Here is a 16821-nt window from a genome sequence, read left to right as displayed (position 1 = left end):
GCAGACTGGGGAAAGAGGCGCCGGTCAGCGTATGGCGGTCAGCCTGCGTCGGCCTGCGGCGGGGCGGCGACCATCGCCGGGGCGCTGCGGCCACGGATCAGGCGCTCCACCAGCATCACCAGCATCGGCGTCAGCAGGGCGATGTACATGTTGTCGATGCCATAGGGGTTGCCCATCACGTACCAGACGGTGGTGCTGACGGTGGCGCCCAGCAGGCCCAGCGTGGCGCCCAGGTTGCTGGCGAACAGCGGCAGGAAGAAGCCGATCATCGCCACGACCGTGATCGACAGGCGCAGCGCCCGGGTGAAGAAGGACAGCTTCAGGATTTCCGGCACGAAGAAGACGAAGATCAGCGGCAGGAAACCGATGATGAGAGACAGGATGCGGGTGGTACGGAATTCCTGCTCCGGCGTCGGCTTCTTCCACGGCACGTAGAAGTCGCGTACCGCCAGCGAGGCGATGGCGAGCGCCACCGTGCTGACGCTGACGAAGACCGAGGCGACGAGCGAGGTGGTGACGACGGCGGCCATCAGCGGGTGCATGGCGTCGAGGAACACCGGCAGCGCGTACAGGCTCTTCATGTCGGGATGCAGGTAATGCGCGGTCACGCCGATCAGCGCCAGCATGATGCCGAGCGGCAGGCAGAAGATCGCGGCATAGAAGGCGGAGCGCTGGGCCTCGCCGGCGCTGCGGTTGGACGAGATCGCCTGAATGACGAACTGGGTGGAGAAGATGGCGCCGACGGTGCCGATGACCCAGGCGAAGATCGTCGGCATGCCAATGGTGCCGTCGATGGTGAAATAGTGGGTCGGCAGCTTCTCGACCATCGGGCCGATGCCACCGCTGAGCGACAGCGCGGTGCCCAGCAGCAGGGCGATGCCGAGCAGCTTCAGCGCGCTGTGCAGGATGGTGACGTAGGCGATGCCTTTCAGCCCGCCGAACACGTAGTAGAAGGTGCTGACCACCGCGATGATGACCATCGCCCAGGTCAGGTTGAGGTTCATGACGGTGGACAGGGCGGCGGCACCGCTGATGTAGTTGCCGACATTCACCAGCAGCAGCGCATACATCATGATGATCGACACCGTCCGCATGGTGGAGGTGCCGTAATATTTCGCGATGGCGGCGGAGATGGTGTATTCGCCCGATCCGTAGATGCGCTTGGCGAAGAACAGGCCGAACAGCAGGAAGCCGATGGAGGCACCCAGCACCGACCAGGCCGACGCCATGCCGGAGCTGAAGGCTTCCTGCGCCGTGCCGACGGTGGATTTGGCGCCGATGAATTCGGACATCAGCAGGACGCCGACGACGGCCGCCGGCATTGACCGCGCGGCGTTCATGAACTCGCCGTTGGTGCGGCTGCGCAGCCGGATGGTCAGCCAGGAGGTGAAGAGGATGTAGAGGACGACGATCCCCAGGATGAGCGCACTTTCTCCACTGGTGAAATGGTTCATGGACGGTGTCTCCCTAACGGGCGGATGGGTCCGCCTTCAGTGTTGTTCAGGGGGGTGGCGCCGGCCTGTTGCGTCGCGGCGCCATGCGGCGTGGAACAGCGTCACACCGCTTCGGCGTAGCGTGCCGCGATTGCCTTGACCTGGGCATCCACCTCGTCGGCGATCAGCACCGGGGCGCGGCTGAAGCCGACCTCCGGCATGGCGCTGCGGAGAGCGCGCTTGACCATCGCCGGCGGGAAGCCCAGCGCGTAGAGTTCCTTGCGGAGCGTGCTGAAATGGGTCTGGTGCCTGTCGGCTGCGGCGTCGTCGCCGGCCACGAAGGCGGCATGGATGCCGTTGAGCGTCACCGGCGCGATGTTGCCGAGGCCGGAGATGCAGCCGGCCGCACCGTTGCGCAGGCCGTGCAGCACCAGCGAATCCGGGCCGACCAGCACGTCGAAATCGTCACGCTCGCGCGCGATGGCGAGGAAGCCGTCCAGGCTCTCCTGCGAGCCGGCGCTGTCCTTGATGCCGATGATGTTCGGGTGGTCGGCCAGGATGCGGGCGGTCTGCGGTTCCAGCGTGTTCCCGGTGCGGGCCGGGATGTTGTAGAGATAGACCGGCACCGTCAGCGCATCGGCGACGCGGCGGTAATGCTCCACCAGTTCGGCCTGCGAACAGGCGATGAAGGACGGCGTGATGGCGGAGACCGCCTTGACGCCCAGCCGTTCGACCGCCTTGCCCAGCGCGATGGTCTGGTTGGTGGAGATCTCGCCGATATGGGCCAGCACCGGCACCTTGCCGGCGGCGGCCTCGACGCAGGTCTCGGCTACCGCCAGTTTCTCGTCGAAGGACAGGGCGTAGAATTCGCCGTTGGTGCCGGCGCAGAAGACGCCGTTGCCGGCGGACGCCTGACGCTTCACCTGCCGTCGCAGCGCTGCGAATTCGACGCGTTCGTCGCCGTCGAAGGGGGTGACGATCGCGACGAAGGGTCCGCCGATCTTGCCGCTGGTCTTGCTCATGGGATTGGCCTTTTTACGAACGGGATGAGGGCTGGCGCCGCGCCGTCAGGCGGCGGCGCGGTACATGCCCAGGATGTCCTCGCGGCTGAGATCGCGCGGGTTGTTGTCGAGCAGCCGGCGAATGGCGTGCGCCTCCTCGGCCATGGCGGCCAAGTCGGCCTCGGGCACGCCGAACGCCGACAGCCGCATGGTGCAGCCGAGCGTCACGCACCAATCGTGCGCGGCCTTGAACACCGCGGCCGGATCGGCGACCGCCGGCAGTCCCAGCGCTTCCAGCACCGCGGCGGTCTTGGCCGGGACGGCCGGCGCGTTGAAGGCCAGCACATGCGGAAAGATCAGCGCGTTGGCGGCGCCATGCGGGATGTGGTGGCGGGTGCCCAGCGGATAGGCGACGGCATGGCCGGCGGCGGTGTTCACCGGACCCAGGCAGATGCCGCCATAGAAGGACGCCAGCGACAGGCCGGCCCGCGCCTCGCGGTCGTTGCCGTCGGCGATGGCGCGCGGCAGGAAACGGCCGACCAGCCGGATGCCTTCCAGCGCATAGAGGTCGATCAGCGGATGGGCCTTGCGGTTGGTGTAGGCCTCCACGCAATGGGCCAGCGCGTCGACGCCGGTGGCGGCGGTGACGGCGGCCGGCACGCTCAGCGTCAGGTCGGGATCGACCACGGCGACGTCGGCCAGCATATGGACGCTCTGCACCGCCAGCTTGCTCATCGTCGCCGGGTCGGTGACGAGCGCGCGGGTGCCGACCTCGCTGCCGGTGCCGGCGGTGGTCGGCACCTGCACCAGGGCGGCGCGCTTGCCCGCCACCTTCTCCGGCCCGACCACGTCGCGGACGGTCTGGCCGCTGCCCGGCAGCACGGCGGCCAGCTTCGCCAGATCCATGGCGCTGCCGCCGCCGAAGCCGATCACCACCTGCGGCTCGACCCGTTCGGCGACCGCGAGCAGCGCCTCCAGGTTGGGAATGTCGGGTTCGGGCTTGATGTCGGCGAAGATCGTGACGGCGCCCTCCAGTCCCAGCCGCTCCACGCGGGTGGCGTTGAAGGCGTCGGCGACCACCAGGATGCGGGTCAGGCCGCGTTCGCGCACCCAGCGGCCGGTCTCCGCCGCCGTGCCGGCGCCGAAGACGACGCGGGGCGGGCGGAACAGGTCGATGGGCGTGGTCAGGTCGATGGTGTTCATGATCGGGTTCCTCAGGCGGCGACGCGCACGCGGGCGGCGGCCAGCTTTTCGGCGTAGTCGATGGCCTCGATCAGGCTCAGCTCGTTGGCGATGCCCTTGCCGGCGATGTCGAAGGCGGTACCATGGTCGACGGAGGTGCGGATGATCGGCAGGCCGAGCGTGATGTTGACGCCGCTCAGCGCATCCCAGGTGCCGGTCTCCGGATTGACGTTGAAGCCCAGCAGCTTGACCGGGATGTGGCCCTGGTCGTGGTACATGGCGACCACCGCGTCGTACTGGCCGGCGCGCAGCTTGACGAAGATGGTGTCGCCCGGCACCGGCCCGACGACATCCAGCCCGTCGGCGACGCATTGGCGGATCACCGGCTCGGTCACCTCGATGTCCTGGCGGCCGAACAGCCCGCCTTCGCCGGCATGCGGGTTCAGCGCGGCGATGGCGATGCGGCGGCGCGGCAGGCCGAGCCCGGCCAGCGTCTCGTCGGTGCGGTCGATGACGTAGCGCAGCCGTTCCGGCGTCAGCTTCTTCGGCACATCCTCCAGCGCGATGTGGGTGGTGACGTGGCTGACCCGCATGTTGCCGTGGGCCAGCATCATCACCGAACCGCGCGCGCCGGTCAGTTCGGCCAGCAGGTCGGTGTGCCCTGCGAAGTGATAGCCGGCCTTGTTCATCGCCTCCTTGTTCAAAGGCGCGGTGACGATACCGTGGATGCGGCCGGCTTCGGCCAGCCGCACCGCGCGCTCCACCGCCAGATAGGCGAAGCGGCCGCCGTCGATCGACAGCATGCCGGGACGGATCGGCTCGCCCTCCGGCCCGGCCTGGAGGCAGGCCAGCGCCGGCCACTCGCCGTCGATGTCAGTCACCTCGGGGAAGTCGAGGTCGCTGCCGAGCGCATCGCGCGCCGCATGGAGGGCGGGGTTGCTGCCGATGACCAGCAGGCGCAGCGAGCCGTCGGCCAGCCGGTCCTTCAGACGCGCGCAGGCCTTCACGATGATCTCCGGCCCGACGCCGGCCGGATCGCCCATGGTGATGGCCAGATGCGGTGTCATGCTTGTTCTCCCTGATGAAGCGGCGCAGCCAGCGCAAGCAGCCGGCGCAGCAGTGACGGGTCGCCGAACGCGCCCGATTTTGAAATGATGCGGACCCCGTCGAAGCGTCCGCCGCGCAGGATGGAGCAGGGCACCCCCGGCCAGACCTGTCCGTCCAGCTCCAGCCGGTCGGCGTCCAGGGCGAGGCAGAGGCCGCGCAGGGTCTCGCCGCCGGCCACCAGCAGCGTACCGGGCGGGTCGAGCCTGCGGACCAGCCGGGCGAATTCCCGTTCGATCCGCTGCGCCGCGTCGCTCCGCGCCAACCCGTCGGGCAGGGCGAGGGTGGCGAGCGCGATGCCGTCGCGGTCCAGCCGCTGGGCCAGCACCGTGGCCGAGGTCAGGCCACCGTCGGGCAGCGCCAGCACATGGTCCGGACAGGCGTCGATCTGTGCCGTCATCGCCGGGTGGTTGGTGCCGAACAGGCCGAGGATCCGCCGTGGCAGCCGCACGGCGACGGGATCGCTGGCGGCGGCGCCCATCTGCCGGGCCAGCGCTCCGGCCAGTCCGCTGCTGCCGCACCACAGCACGCGCCCGTTCAGCGCGAGGCCGGCGGCGGCGATGGCGTCGAGATCGGCATCGGTTTCGGCATCCCACAGGCTGATGCCCGCCGGTACCGGCTCGCCGGGGCAGCGGAGCTGGACCGCAAGGCCTTCCCGCTCCAGATCGGCGCGCAGGTCGCTGGCCGCGGCTGTCCAGCTGTGGGCGTCATCGCCGTGGGCGAGCTGGATGCCGCCGCGCGTGACGCGGCCCTGATAGGGGAAGGCGGGGGCAACAATGACATGATCGGGGGCCGTGGCCACGATCCAGGCGGCGATCTCCGCCCCGGCATGGCCGCGCAACAGGCTGTCGAGCTTGGCGTAATGCAGCGAGCCGGGGCTGCGCGGCAGGCCGGCGGCGATGGCGGCGACCCGGCGGCGGGCCTCGTCCCGCGTCGTCTCGCGTGTGCCGCTGTCGAAAGCGAGCGCATTCGGCAGGGTGGGATAGGGCAGGCTCTGCCAGTAGACGGGGATCGGACCAGCGATGGCGGCGAATTGGGCGGCGGTGTCGAGCGCCCCGGTCAGGTCGTCGGCGATCAGGCACGGATGCAGCGTCGCCGTCGATCCGGCCGCCGCCTGGATGCCCTGTGGCGATCCTTCCTGTGGAACCATGCTGTCCATGGGTGGTCCCCATCCTTGTGAGCGGCGGCCATCGCACTGCGATGGTCAGCTGCCGGGCGCTCCCGCCGCCCTCGACGATGACCCACTCCATCATAGCGCTGCGGAGATGTCAATATGTTGTAATGTTGTTGAGGGCAGAAATAAGGGGTGCAGCGCGGTTATCGGGCGATACATGTTTACATGTTGCGCCAAGAAGCCATGGACGAGCCAGTCCGCGCGCACCAGCGACGGCCGGGCGGTGCGGTTCTGTCGGAAAAGCAATCGCAGGTCAGAGATTTACAGCGAGAGGTCCAGCGCGCGCCCTTCGAACACGCGGTCGCGCGAGCCTTCCAGATGCGTGCGCATCCGCTGGCGTGCGGTTTCCCCGTCCCGCTGGCGGATGGCATCGAAGATGCCGCGATGCTCGTCATACACGCCGGTCAGGCCAGAGCTCGGACCCATCAGCGACACGCCATGGAACTTCATGCCGACGGAGATGTGATCCTTCAGCGCCTGCATCGACGACATGTAATAATGGTTGTTCGTCGCCTCGGCGATGGCGGTGTGGAAGGCGTAGTCGGCATCCTCGCGGTGCCGGTGGGCACGGGTCGCATCGTCCATCAGGCTCAGCGCCGCCGCGATGCGGTCGAGTGCGGCGTCGTTCCAGCGCAGGGCCGCGTGATAGGCGTGGTCCGGCTCGATGGTCAGGCGGAACTCGTAACAGCGCTGGATGTCGGCAATCGTTTCCACCGGCGCATAGCCCAGCACCGGTTGGCTTTCCTCCACCGCCACCCGGACGAAGCTGCCGGCGCCCTGGCGGGAGTAGATCAGCCCGTCGTTGCGCAGCCGTTTCAGCGCCTCCCGCACCACCGGGCGCGACACCTGGAAGCGGGCGGCAAGGTCGTTCTCGCCGGGCAGACGCTCGTCGGGCTTGAAATCGCCGGCGCTGATCTGGGCCAACAGCAGCTGGTAGATCCGCGTGACCAGCGGCGTCTGGCGGGTGCGGAGCAGCGGCGTGCCCTCCCCGCCGTCCGACACCGTAACGGTCATCGCGCCGTGTTCACTCGACTCCATCCTGTCGCTCCCGCTCCGCTGGCTGCCGTCCCTCGGCTGTCAGGTATTTGTAAACATGTAAGGGCCAACTTGCCAGCTTTTCGGGAGCGTTCCCGGCATCAGCCCTGCGGTTCGGCCAGGAACATCCGGTAGGCCGGGTTGCCGGTCTCGTCCCAGCAGGGATAGCCAAGCTCGTCCAGGCAGCGCCGGAACCGCGTCCGGTCCTTCTCCGGCACCTGGATGCCGGCCAGCACGCGGCCATAGTCGGCGCCGTGGTTGCGGTAATGGAACAGCGAGATGTTCCACTCCTGCGCCAGCCCGTTCAGGAACTTCAGCAGGGCGCCCGGCCGCTCCGGGAACTGGAAGCGGTAGAGCAGCTCGTCCTTCAACCCGCGCACCCGGCCGCCGACCATGTAGCGGACATGGAGCTTCGCCATCTCGTTGTCGCTCATGTCCAGAACCGGGCAGTCCAGGCCCCGCAGCAGGTCGATGATCTGGCGCTTCTCCGCATCGCCCTCGGTCAACTGGACGCCGACGAAGATCTGCGCTTCGCGGTCGTCGGCATAGCGGTAGTTGAACTCGGTGATCGAGCGCTTGCCGAGCGCCTGGATGAATTGCCGGTAGGCGCCGGGCCGCTCCGGGATGGTGACGGCCAGCAGCGCCTCGCGCCGTTCGCCGATCTCCGCCCGTTCGGCGATGTGGCGGAGCCGGTCGAAGTTCATGTTGGCGCCGCTGCCGATGGCCACCAGCCCCTTGCCCTGCAACCCTTCGCGCCCGGCGTATTTCTTCAGGCCGGCCAGACCGACCGCGCCAGACGGTTCGGTGATGGCGCGGGTGTCCTCGAAGATGTCCTTGACGGCGGCGCAGATCTCGTCGGTGTTGACGGTGATGACCTCGTCCAGCAGCTCGCTGCACAGCCGGAAGGTCTCGGAGCCGACCTGACGGACGGCGACGCCGTCGGCGAACAGCCCGACCTGATCCAGCTGCACGCGCTTTCCGGCCGCGATGGCGGCGCCCATGCTGGCCGCGTCGTCGGGCTCGACGCCGATCACCTTCACGTCGGGGCGGAGGAACTTGACGTAGGCGGCGATCCCGGCGGCCAGCCCGCCGCCGCCGATCTGCACGAAGATGGCGTCCAGCGGGTGCGGGTGCTGGCGCAGGATCTCCATGCCGACGGTGCCCTGGCCGGCGATCACGTCGGGATCGTCATAGGGGTGGATGAAGGTCAGCCCCTTGTCGGCCTCGATCTGGCGGGCATGGAGATAGGCGTCGTCGAAGACGTCGCCGTGCAGAACGACCTTGCCGCCGCGGCTCTTGACCGCCTGGACCTTGATGGCCGGCGTCGTCCGCGGCATGACGATCACCGCCTTGATCCCCAGCTTCTGCGCCGACAGCGCCACGCCCTGGGCATGGTTGCCGGCCGACGCGCACACCACCCCGCGCTCCCGCGCCTCCGGCGGAAGCCCGACCATCTTGTTGTAGGCGCCGCGCAGCTTGAAGGAGAAGACGGGTTGCAGATCCTCGCGCTTCAGCAGGGCGATGTTGTTCAGGCGCTGCGACAGCCGCGGCATCGGGTCGAGCGGGCTTTCGATCGCCACGTCATAGACGCGCGCGGTGAGGATTTTGCGGACATACTCGTGCATGAACATCGGCCTTCCTGAACAAGTCGCGGACACCATAGCAAAGCCGAGGCAAAGCCGCCGCCTTTTGACGCTATGGTGCCTGCACCGCGCGGAAGGCGAGGGGCACGGCGACGCGCATCACCTCGATGAAGCGGCGCAGGCGGGCTGGCTGGTGGCGGGCGGGATGATAGACCAGGCTGACGGGCAGGGTGGGGGCCTGCCAGTCCGGTGCCAGATGCACCAGCCGGCCCGCCGCCAGATCGTCCACCAGCGCCCATTGCGAGGCGATGGCCGCCCCCAGCCCGAGGAGCGCCGCGTTGCGGATCGCCTGCAGCCCGTCGGTGGACAGGCGCGGCCGGATGGGGAAGCCGACCGTCTCGCCGGTCCCGGCATGGGTCAGCGTCACCTCGCCCCGGTAGAAGGTGCGCAGAGCCAGCCAGGGCAGGTCCGCCAGCTCGTCCGGATGCTGCGGCACCGGCCGCCCGCCGAGCAGGGTGGGGGAGGCGACGGCGATCCGCGGCACTTCCGCCAGCCGCAGGGCGACCACCGACGGATCGGCGATCTCGCCGACCCGGATGGCGCAGTCGATGCCCTCGGCGATGAAATCCGGCATGCGGTCGTGCAGCAGCCATTCCACCGTCATCCGCGGATAGCGGCGCAGATAGTCCGCCACCGGCCCGATCAACTGCTGCTGTCCGAACGCATGCGGCGCCAGCACCCGCAGATGTCCGGTCGGCTGGTCGTCGGCGCCGCGGACATCGCTTTCCAGCATCTGCCAGCCGGCCAGCAGATCCTTGGCCCGCTCGTAACAGAGGGTGCCGTCCTCCGTCAGATTCATCCGGTGGGTGGAGCGGTGCAGCAGCCGGACGCCGAGCGTCCGTTCCAGCAGTTGCAGGCGGCGGCTGACCGTCGGCTGGGTGCTGCCCAGCTGTGCGGCCGCGGCCGACAGGTTCCCCGCCTCCACGATGCGGACGAAGGTCTCCAGCAGGGCGATGCGGTCGCTGCCGACCGCCGAGAGGTCATTGCTCATACGTGAAGCGTATAGCAAATCTACACCCGGTCCGGCTACCGTCCCCTGCGGCCCGCCGCCATACTCCCCCTCAACCAAGACACTGCTTGCCCTTGAGGGGATCGAACGATGACAACCATTCAAACCGCGCATGCAACGCCGCTGGCAAGTGCAATACCCCTGGCGCCTGCGCATGATGGCGGGATCAGCCGCCCGCTGGTGTTCCTGATGGCCGCTGGTACCGGTCTGGCGGCGGCGACGCTCTATTACAGCCAACCGATGCTGGGTGTGCTCGGCGCCGACATCGGGGCGGCGGACCGGACGGTCGGCTGGGTGCCGACCCTGACGCAACTGGGATACGCCTTCGGCATCCTGCTGCTGGCCCCGCTGGGCGACCGTTTCGACCGCCGCCGCATCATCCTGGCGAAGGTGTCGGTGCTGGTCGCGGCCCTGCTGGCGGCGGGATCCGCGCCGTCCATCGGCGGCTTGCTGGCGGCGAGCCTCGTGATGGGGCTTTCGGCGACGCTGGCGCAGGACATCGTCCCCGCCGCTGCGACGCTGGCCCCGGTGGAGCATCGCGGCCGGGTGGTCGGCACGGTGATGACCGGCCTGCTGCTGGGCATCCTGCTGTCGCGGGTGGTCAGCGGCGTCATCGCCGAGCAGTTCGGCTGGCGCGCCGTGTTCGTCGCCGCCGCCGGCAGCATCGCCCTGCTGGGTGCCGCGCTGTGGCGTGGGCTGCCGCGCTTCGCGCCGACGACCGATCTCGGTTATGGCGAGCTGCTGGGATCCCTGGTCACGCTGTGGGCCCGTCATCCCGGCCTGCGCCGGGCGGCGATGGCGCAGGGTCTGCTGTCGCTGGGCTTCAGCGCCTTCTGGTCGACCCTGGCGGTGATGCTGCATGGCGCGCCGTTCCATCTGGGCGCCGCCGCGGCGGGTGCCTTCGGTCTGGCCGGTGCGGCCGGTGCGCTGGTGGCGCCGATTGCCGGCCGCATCGCCGACAGCCGCGGTCCGGCGCTGATGACCCGGCTGGGTGCCGGTCTGGCCGTGCTGTCCTTCGCCGCGATGGCGCTGTCGCCGCTGCTGCCCGAGGGTGGCCGCCTGTGGCTGCTGGTTGCGAGCGCCGTCGGCTTCGACCTCGGCGTCCAGGCCTCGCTGATCTCCCACCAGACCATCGTCTACGGCATCGACCCGGCCGCCCGCAGCCGCCTGAACGCGGTGCTGATGGTCGGCATGTTCATCGGCATGGCGGCCGGCGCCACACTGGGCAGCCAGGCCCTGGCCGCCTGGGGTTGGAACGGCGTGGTCGCCGTCGCCACCGCCGCCTCGGCCGCAGCATTGGTCCTGCGGCTCCTCACCCGGTCGGGCCGCTGAACCATCCCTTTTCCCAAGATGACCGCAAGCCCCCCGGATCCATGCCGAAACGCATGGCTCCGGGGGGCTTTTCGTTGCGATTTCGTCGATTGGTGGACCCAAGGAGCATGCGCCCGCCCCCAATTGGCCGTCGCCCGCATCGTCGGCGGGGAATACGCTGAGCGATCCCGCATTTTGAAATGGGGGGCGACATGGCTGACGTGGACAAGGCTTTCGCAGGGGCGATTCCGGCACTTTATGACCGGTATCTCGGCCCCCTCCTGTTCGAACCCTATGCCGGCGATATGGCACGGCGGCTTGCAGGCATGGAAGGGCGGATTCTGGAAACGGCGGCCGGAACAGGGATTGTGACGCGCGCCCTGGTCCAAGCCCTGCCGGCAAGCGTCGAACTCGTTGCGACGGACCTCAATCAGCCGATGCTCGACCATGCGGCGCAGAAGCTGGATGCGTCACGAGTTATGTGGCGGCAGGCGAATGCCCTGAGCCTGCCCTTCGAGAGCCACGGCTTCGATGCGCTCGTCTGCCAGTTCGGCGTGATGTTCTTCCCGGACAAGCCCGCGGGGTTCGCCGAAGCACGCCGGGTGCTGAAACCGGGAGGCCGTTTCCTGTTCAGCGTGTGGGACCGGATCGAGGACAACGAGATCGCCGCGGTCGTCAGCGCCGCCGTCGCCGCGGCCTTTCCCGACGATCCGCCCGGCTTCATGGCACGGACGCCGCATGGCTATCATGACACCGGGCGGGTCCGCGACGACCTCCAAAAGGCCGGCTTCACCGACATCGCAATCGAGACCGTGACCCTGCGCAGCCGGGCGGCGACGGCCGCCGATCCGGCGACCGGCTTTTGCCAGGGAACGCCCATGCGCCTGGAGATCGAGGCGCGAGATGCAAGCCGTCTCGACGAGGTGACGGACCTCGCCGCCCAAGCCATCGCCCGGCATTTTGCCGACGGCCCCATCGACGGCAGGATTCAGGCGCATGTGATAACGGCGGTGGCCTGAGCCGGCGGTAAGACCGTCAGCGCCGGACCGCCACGACCTTGCCGGGATTCATCACTCCCTGCGGGTCGAACAGCTGCTTGATGCCCTGCATCAGCGCCATTTCCGCCGGTCCCTTGAAGGCGGCGAGCGCGTCGCGCATGCTCTGGCCGATGCCATGCTCGGCGCTGATGGTGCCGCCGAGACCGATTGCCTGTTCATGGACCGCCGCGCTGATCGCCTGGGCGATGCGGTCCAGCGGCTCGCCCGATGCCCGCAGGCTTTCGCGGAGACTTTCCGGCAGGATGGCGACCAGATGGATGTTGCCGTCGCCGATATGCCCCACCGCCACGACGCGGGCATCCGGCCGCACCCTCTCGATGGCCGCGCTGGCGCGGGCGACGAAGTCGGGGATGCGGGCGACCGGCACCGCGGTGTCGTGGCCGACGACGATGCCGCTCTTGCGGTTGGCCTCCGACACGCTGTGGCGCAACTTCCACATCGCATTCGCCTGGGCCTGGCTGCGAGCCACCGCCGCGTCGGCGACGCTGCCGTCCTCCAGCCCGATTGCCAGCAGATCCTCCAGCCGCGCGGCCAGATCCAGCCCCTGCATCGGGTCGGTGACCTCGACCAGCAGATACCAGGGCATGATTGTGCCGAGCGGCCGGGCGGTGCCCGGCACATGGGCCAGCACCGAGGCCAGTTGCGACTCCGACAGGATTTCTGCCGTGGTCACCCGGTCGCCCAGCGCACCGCGCAGTTGGGCGAACACCCGCAGGGCCGCGTCCAGCGAGGGCAGGGCGAGGAAAGCGGTGGCGACGCTCTGCGGCCTTGGGAACAGCTTCAACGTCGCCGCGGTGACGATGCCCAGCGTGCCCTCCGCCCCGATGAACAGGTGCTTCAGGGCATAACCGGTGTTGTCCTTGCGCAGCGCCCGCAGCCCGTTCCACAACGTGCCGTCGGACAGCACCACCTCCAGCCCCAGCACGAGGTCGCGCATCGGGCCATAGCGCAGGACGGCGGTACCCCCGGCGTTGGTGGCGATGGTGCCGCCGATCTGGCAGCTGCCCTCGCTGCCCAGGCTCATCGGGAACAGCCGCCCGGCCGCCTCGGCGGCGGCCTGGACCGCGGCCAGGGTGCAGCCGGCCTCCACCGTCAGGCTGTCGCCGATGGGATCGACCTCGCGGACCCGGTTCAGGCGCGACAGGCAGAGGACGAGGCTTCGTCCGCTGTCGTCGGGGATGGCGCCGCCGACCACCCCGGTGTTGCCGCCCTGGGGCACCAGCGGCGTGCCCGTCTCCGCGCACAGCCGGACGATGGTCGCCACCTGTTCAGCATCGGCCGGACGGACCACGGCCAGCGCCGCACCGCGGTAGCGCCCGCGCCAATCCGCCAGGAAGGGCGCGGTGTCGGCCGGCCCGATCAGCACATGGGCCGGCCCGAGGATCGCCCGCGCCCGCTCCACCACCTCCGTACCGGACATGGCCGTCACAGCCCGAGATAGGCAGTTTTGATGCGCGGATCGGCCAGCAGGGTCTGTGCCGAATCCTCCATCACCACCCGCCCGGTCTCCAGCACATAGGCGCGGTCGGCCAGACGCAGCGCCAGATCCACCCGCTGCTCGACCAGCAGGATGGTGATGCCGGTGCCGTGCAGGTTCTTGATGGTGTCGGCCAGCGTGTCGACGATGATCGGCGCCAGCCCCAGCGTCGGCTCGTCCAGCATCAGGCATTTCGGGTTGGCCATCAGGCCGCGGCCGAAGGCGACCAGCTGCTGCTGCCCGCCGCTCATCGTGCCGGCCTTCTGGGTGCGGCGTTCGGCCAGGATGGGGAACAGCTCATAGACCCAGCGCAGCCGCTCGGCGAATCCCATGCTGCCGGGCCGACCGCGCAACGCGCCCAGCTCCAGATGCTCCAGCACCGTCATCTCGGGGAAAAGCTGGCGGCCTTCCGGCACATGGACCAGCCCGCGCTCGATCACCTGGTGCGGCGCCAGCCGGTCGATGCGCTCGCCGTCGAAGGTGATCGTTCCGCCGCTCGGCCGCAGCAGGGCGGAGATCGCCTTCAGCGTCGTCGTCTTGCCGGCGCCGTTGGAGCCGACCAGCGTGACCAGCTCTCCGTCCTCGACGGTTAGGGAGACGTTGTGGACCGCCTCGCGGTGGCCGTAGCGGACCTTCAGACTTTCGACCTTAAGCATCGACCGGCTCCCGTCCCAGATACACGCGGATCACTTCCGGATCGTTCAGAACCTTGGCCGGCGGTCCCTCGGCGATCTTCACCCCATGGTCCAGCACCACCAGCCGGTCGCAGACGCTGGCGACCACCCGCATGTGATGCTCCACCAGCAGAACGGTGACGCCGCGGGCGCGGATGCGGCGGATCATCTCGACCAGCCGCTGGCCCTCCTCCGGGTTCATGCCGGCAGCCGGCTCGTCGAGCAGCAGCAGGCGCGGCTCGGCGGCCAGCGCGATGGCGATCTCCAGCCGGCGTTGCTCGCCGTAGGACATGGCGTCGGCCAGCGTTTCGGCGCGGTGGTCGAGGTCGCAGAAGGCCAGGATCTCCAGCGCCTTGCGCCGCAGCTCCGCCTCTTCCCGCCGATAGGCCGGGCTGCGCAGGATGGCAGCCCCCCAGCCGGCCCGCGTCGTGCGGTAGGCGGCGCTGCGCACATTGTCGAGCGCGGTCAGGCTGGGAAACAGGCTGGTGATCTGGAAGGTGCGCGAGACGCCGCGCTGGCCCATGACGTGCGACGGTGCGCCGGTGCAGTCGGTGCCTGCGAAGCGGATGCTGCCCGACGAGGGCGGCAGCGAGCCGCCCAGCATGTTGAACAGCGTCGTCTTGCCGGCGCCGTTCGGCCCGATCAGCCCGACCACCTCGCCGGCCTGGACCGTCATGGTGACGTCGCGCACCGCTGTCAGGCCGCCGAAGATGCGGGTCAGGTTGCTGACGGCCAAAATCTCATTTGCCGGGATTTCACCTGCGTTTGCGGCGGGGCTCATTTCGCTCCTCCCTCCGTGCTGGGCAAGCCGGTGGGCGTGGCCGGCTGAGTGTTCTCCGACTTGTGGGCGTTGCGCCAGCGCTGCCACAGGCTGATAAGCCCGCCCGGCAGGAAGACGACGGTGCCGGTCAGCAGGGCCGCGAAGATGACCATGCGCAGCGGGCCGGCGACGCGCAGCGATTCCAGCAGGCCGATATAGACCAGCGCCCCCAGGATCGGTCCCAGGATGGTGCCGCGTCCGCCGATGATGACGACGATGATCAGGGCGGCGACATTGTGGACGCCCATGATGTCGGGGGTGATGACCCGGATGTAGTGGGCATAGATGGCGCCGCCGATGCCGGCGATGGCGGTGGCGGCGACGAAGCCCATCAGCTTGGTGTGGAAGACGTTGATGCCGAGCGAGGCGGCGAGCGGCGCATTCTCCCGCACCGCCAGGAAGGCACGGCCGGTGCGACTGCCCACCAGCGCGTGGCAGAGATAGGCGGTCGCCAGCACCAGCGCCAGGACCAGATAATAGGTCGGGCGGGCGCTGTCGAAGGCCAGCGGGCCGATTGCCATCGGCGGGATGTCGGTGATGCCCATCGGACCGCGCGTCAGATCGACCCAATGGTTGGTGATGGTGAACAGGATGGCGCCGAAGCCCAGCGTCAGGATGGCGAACTGCGGCCCAACCACGCGCAACGCGGCATAGCCGATGACCAGACCAAAGGCCGCAGCGACCAGCCCGGCCAGCGGCAGGCCCAGGAGCGGCGGCAATCCCAGCTGCGTGGAGAGGATCGCCGAGGTGTAGGCGCCGACGCCGACGAAGGCGGCATGGCCGAAGGTGAGTTCGCCGAGATAGCCGATCACGATGTTGAGGCTGAGCGCCAGCAGCGCATACAGCATCCACAGCACCAGCAGATGTTCCAGATAAGCATTGCCGGCCAGGAAGGGCAGGACGGCCAGGGCAGCGATGCCGCCGGCAATCGCCAGGGAATACCCATGAGAGTTGGTGTTCATCGCAGACCCCGCGCCGTGCTGAACAGACCGTTGGGGCGCCACAGCAGGACCGCGATGATCATCGCGTAGCCGATGGCCTCCATGAAGCCGAGGGAGATGTAGCCGCCGCCCAGCGATTCGATGACGCCGAGCAGCAGGCCGGCGAAGAGGGCGCCGGTGACGCTGCCCAGACCGCCCATGATGACGACGATGAAGCCCTTCAGCACCGCCCAGTTGCCGATGGTCGGGAAGATCATCACGGTGGGGCCGACCAGGGCGCCCGACAGCGCCGCCAGCCCGCAGGCGAGCGCGAAGGTGTAGGTGTGGACCAACCCGATGTTGATGCCGGTCAGCGCCGCGCCGTCCGGGTTCTGCGCCGTAGCCCGCATCATCTTGCCGAAGCGCGAATAGCGGATGAACAGGTAGACAGCGATCAGCGCCACGACCGCGGCGGCGAAGACCAGCACGCGCTGCTGGGTCAGCGTCACCGTGCCGATCTCCAGCACCTCGTCGGCGAAGGGGCTCTCGACATATTTCGGATCGGCGCCGAACAGCAGTTCGCCGCCGTTAGCGATCAGCAGGGCGAGGCCCAGGCTGGACAGCAGGATCGTGAATTCATGGTCGCGGCGCAGCGGCCAGAAGATCAGCTTGTTGGCGGCGACGCCGAGCCCCGCCACCACCACGGCCGAGATCGCCGCCGCCGCGATGTAGTCGAGCCCGAACAGGGTGCCGACGAAATAGGTGATGTAGGCGCCGAGCATGTAGAACTCGCCATGGGCGAAATTCACGATGCGCAGCACCCCGAAGACCAGCGTCAGCCCGGTGGCGATGAGCACATAGGCCATCCCGTTGACCAGGCCGTTCGCGATCTGCTGGGCGAAGACGGTGAAATCCATGTCGAATCTTCCTGTCGGGAGTCTCCCTCTCCCTTTTCGGGAGAGGGATTTTCACCAGCCGCC

The 16821-nt window shown here is 68.8% G+C and carries 15 protein-coding genes; 2 read left to right on the top strand and 13 right to left on the bottom strand.

Going from position 1 to position 16821, the window contains the following annotated elements; genetic code table 11:
• Positions 1-38: 38 nt before the first annotated feature.
• The 8 genes from ABNQ39_RS25170 to ABNQ39_RS25135 all read right to left on the bottom strand — a co-directional run bounded on the left by ABNQ39_RS25170 (position 39) and on the right by ABNQ39_RS25135 (position 9563).
• Positions 39-1454, bottom strand: coding sequence for a sodium:solute symporter family protein (locus ABNQ39_RS25170; RefSeq protein WP_376963304.1), 1416 nt, complete (start codon positions 1452-1454; stop codon positions 39-41).
• A 101-nt stretch (positions 1455-1555) separates the two neighbouring features.
• On the bottom strand, positions 1556-2455 hold the full coding sequence (locus ABNQ39_RS25165; protein ID WP_376963301.1) for a dihydrodipicolinate synthase family protein: 900 nt from the start codon (positions 2453-2455) through the stop codon (positions 1556-1558).
• A gap of 45 nt (positions 2456-2500) precedes the next feature.
• On the bottom strand, positions 2501-3637 hold the full coding sequence (locus ABNQ39_RS25160; protein WP_376963298.1) for an iron-containing alcohol dehydrogenase: 1137 nt from the start codon (positions 3635-3637) through the stop codon (positions 2501-2503).
• A gap of 11 nt (positions 3638-3648) precedes the next feature.
• Entirely contained in the window at positions 3649-4683 is a 1035-nt protein-coding gene (gene pdxA, locus ABNQ39_RS25155) for a 4-hydroxythreonine-4-phosphate dehydrogenase PdxA (RefSeq protein WP_376963295.1), read from the bottom strand.
• Positions 4680-5879 carry a four-carbon acid sugar kinase family protein gene (locus ABNQ39_RS25150; protein ID WP_376963292.1) on the bottom strand — a complete coding sequence of 400 codons (1200 nt, stop codon included), beginning with the start codon at positions 5877-5879 and terminating at the stop codon, positions 4680-4682. Before ABNQ39_RS25150 ends, pdxA begins: the two co-directional genes overlap by 4 nt.
• Positions 5880-6155: 276 nt before the next feature.
• Positions 6156-6932 (bottom strand): FadR/GntR family transcriptional regulator, encoded by a 777-nt coding sequence (locus ABNQ39_RS25145; protein WP_376963289.1) that lies wholly within the window; start codon positions 6930-6932, stop codon positions 6156-6158.
• A gap of 98 nt (positions 6933-7030) precedes the next feature.
• A complete protein-coding gene (ilvA, locus tag ABNQ39_RS25140) occupies positions 7031-8590 on the bottom strand; it encodes a threonine ammonia-lyase, biosynthetic (protein ID WP_376963287.1) in 1560 nt (519 codons plus the stop codon).
• 34 nt (positions 8591-8624) lie between these two features.
• Positions 8625-9563: a LysR family transcriptional regulator gene (locus ABNQ39_RS25135; protein ID WP_376963284.1), complete on the bottom strand. Its 939-nt coding sequence runs from the start codon at positions 9561-9563 to the stop codon at positions 8625-8627.
• Positions 9564-9770: 207 nt separating this feature from the next.
• On the opposite strand from ABNQ39_RS25135, the gene ABNQ39_RS25130 reads away from it, so the two are divergent.
• Together ABNQ39_RS25130 and ABNQ39_RS25125 are read left to right on the top strand one after the other, a co-directional pair.
• Positions 9771-10913 (top strand): MFS transporter, encoded by a 1143-nt coding sequence (locus tag ABNQ39_RS25130; protein ID WP_376963281.1) that lies wholly within the window; start codon positions 9771-9773, stop codon positions 10911-10913.
• A 191-nt stretch (positions 10914-11104) separates the two neighbouring features.
• Complete coding sequence (locus tag ABNQ39_RS25125) at positions 11105-11911, top strand: class I SAM-dependent methyltransferase (protein WP_376963278.1); 807 nt, start codon at positions 11105-11107, stop codon at positions 11909-11911.
• A gap of 16 nt (positions 11912-11927) precedes the next feature.
• Here ABNQ39_RS25125 and ABNQ39_RS25120 read toward each other — a convergent pair whose 3' ends face one another.
• The 5 genes from ABNQ39_RS25120 to ABNQ39_RS25100 are packed head-to-tail and all read right to left on the bottom strand — an operon-like array spanning position 11928 to position 16758.
• Complete coding sequence (locus tag ABNQ39_RS25120) at positions 11928-13370, bottom strand: FAD-binding oxidoreductase (protein WP_376963276.1); 1443 nt, start codon at positions 13368-13370, stop codon at positions 11928-11930.
• A 5-nt stretch (positions 13371-13375) separates the two neighbouring features.
• A complete protein-coding gene (locus ABNQ39_RS25115) occupies positions 13376-14083 on the bottom strand; it encodes an ABC transporter ATP-binding protein (RefSeq protein ID WP_376963273.1) in 708 nt (235 codons plus the stop codon).
• On the bottom strand, positions 14076-14882 hold the full coding sequence (locus ABNQ39_RS25110; protein ID WP_376963270.1) for an ABC transporter ATP-binding protein: 807 nt from the start codon (positions 14880-14882) through the stop codon (positions 14076-14078). Before ABNQ39_RS25110 ends, ABNQ39_RS25115 begins: the two co-directional genes overlap by 8 nt.
• Positions 14879-15883: a branched-chain amino acid ABC transporter permease gene (locus tag ABNQ39_RS25105; RefSeq protein ID WP_376963268.1), complete on the bottom strand. Its 1005-nt coding sequence runs from the start codon at positions 15881-15883 to the stop codon at positions 14879-14881. The genes ABNQ39_RS25110 and ABNQ39_RS25105 overlap by 4 nt, the downstream gene beginning before the upstream one ends.
• Complete coding sequence (locus ABNQ39_RS25100; protein ID WP_098736495.1) at positions 15880-16758, bottom strand: branched-chain amino acid ABC transporter permease; 879 nt, start codon at positions 16756-16758, stop codon at positions 15880-15882. Before ABNQ39_RS25100 ends, ABNQ39_RS25105 begins: the two co-directional genes overlap by 4 nt.
• Positions 16759-16821: the final 63 nt, after the last annotated feature.

It is taken from the genome of Azospirillum sp. A26, from assembly GCF_042604635.1.
GTDB lineage: Bacteria > Pseudomonadota > Alphaproteobacteria > Azospirillales > Azospirillaceae > Azospirillum > Azospirillum palustre.
This window is presented reverse-complemented; position numbering and strand designations above follow the sequence as displayed.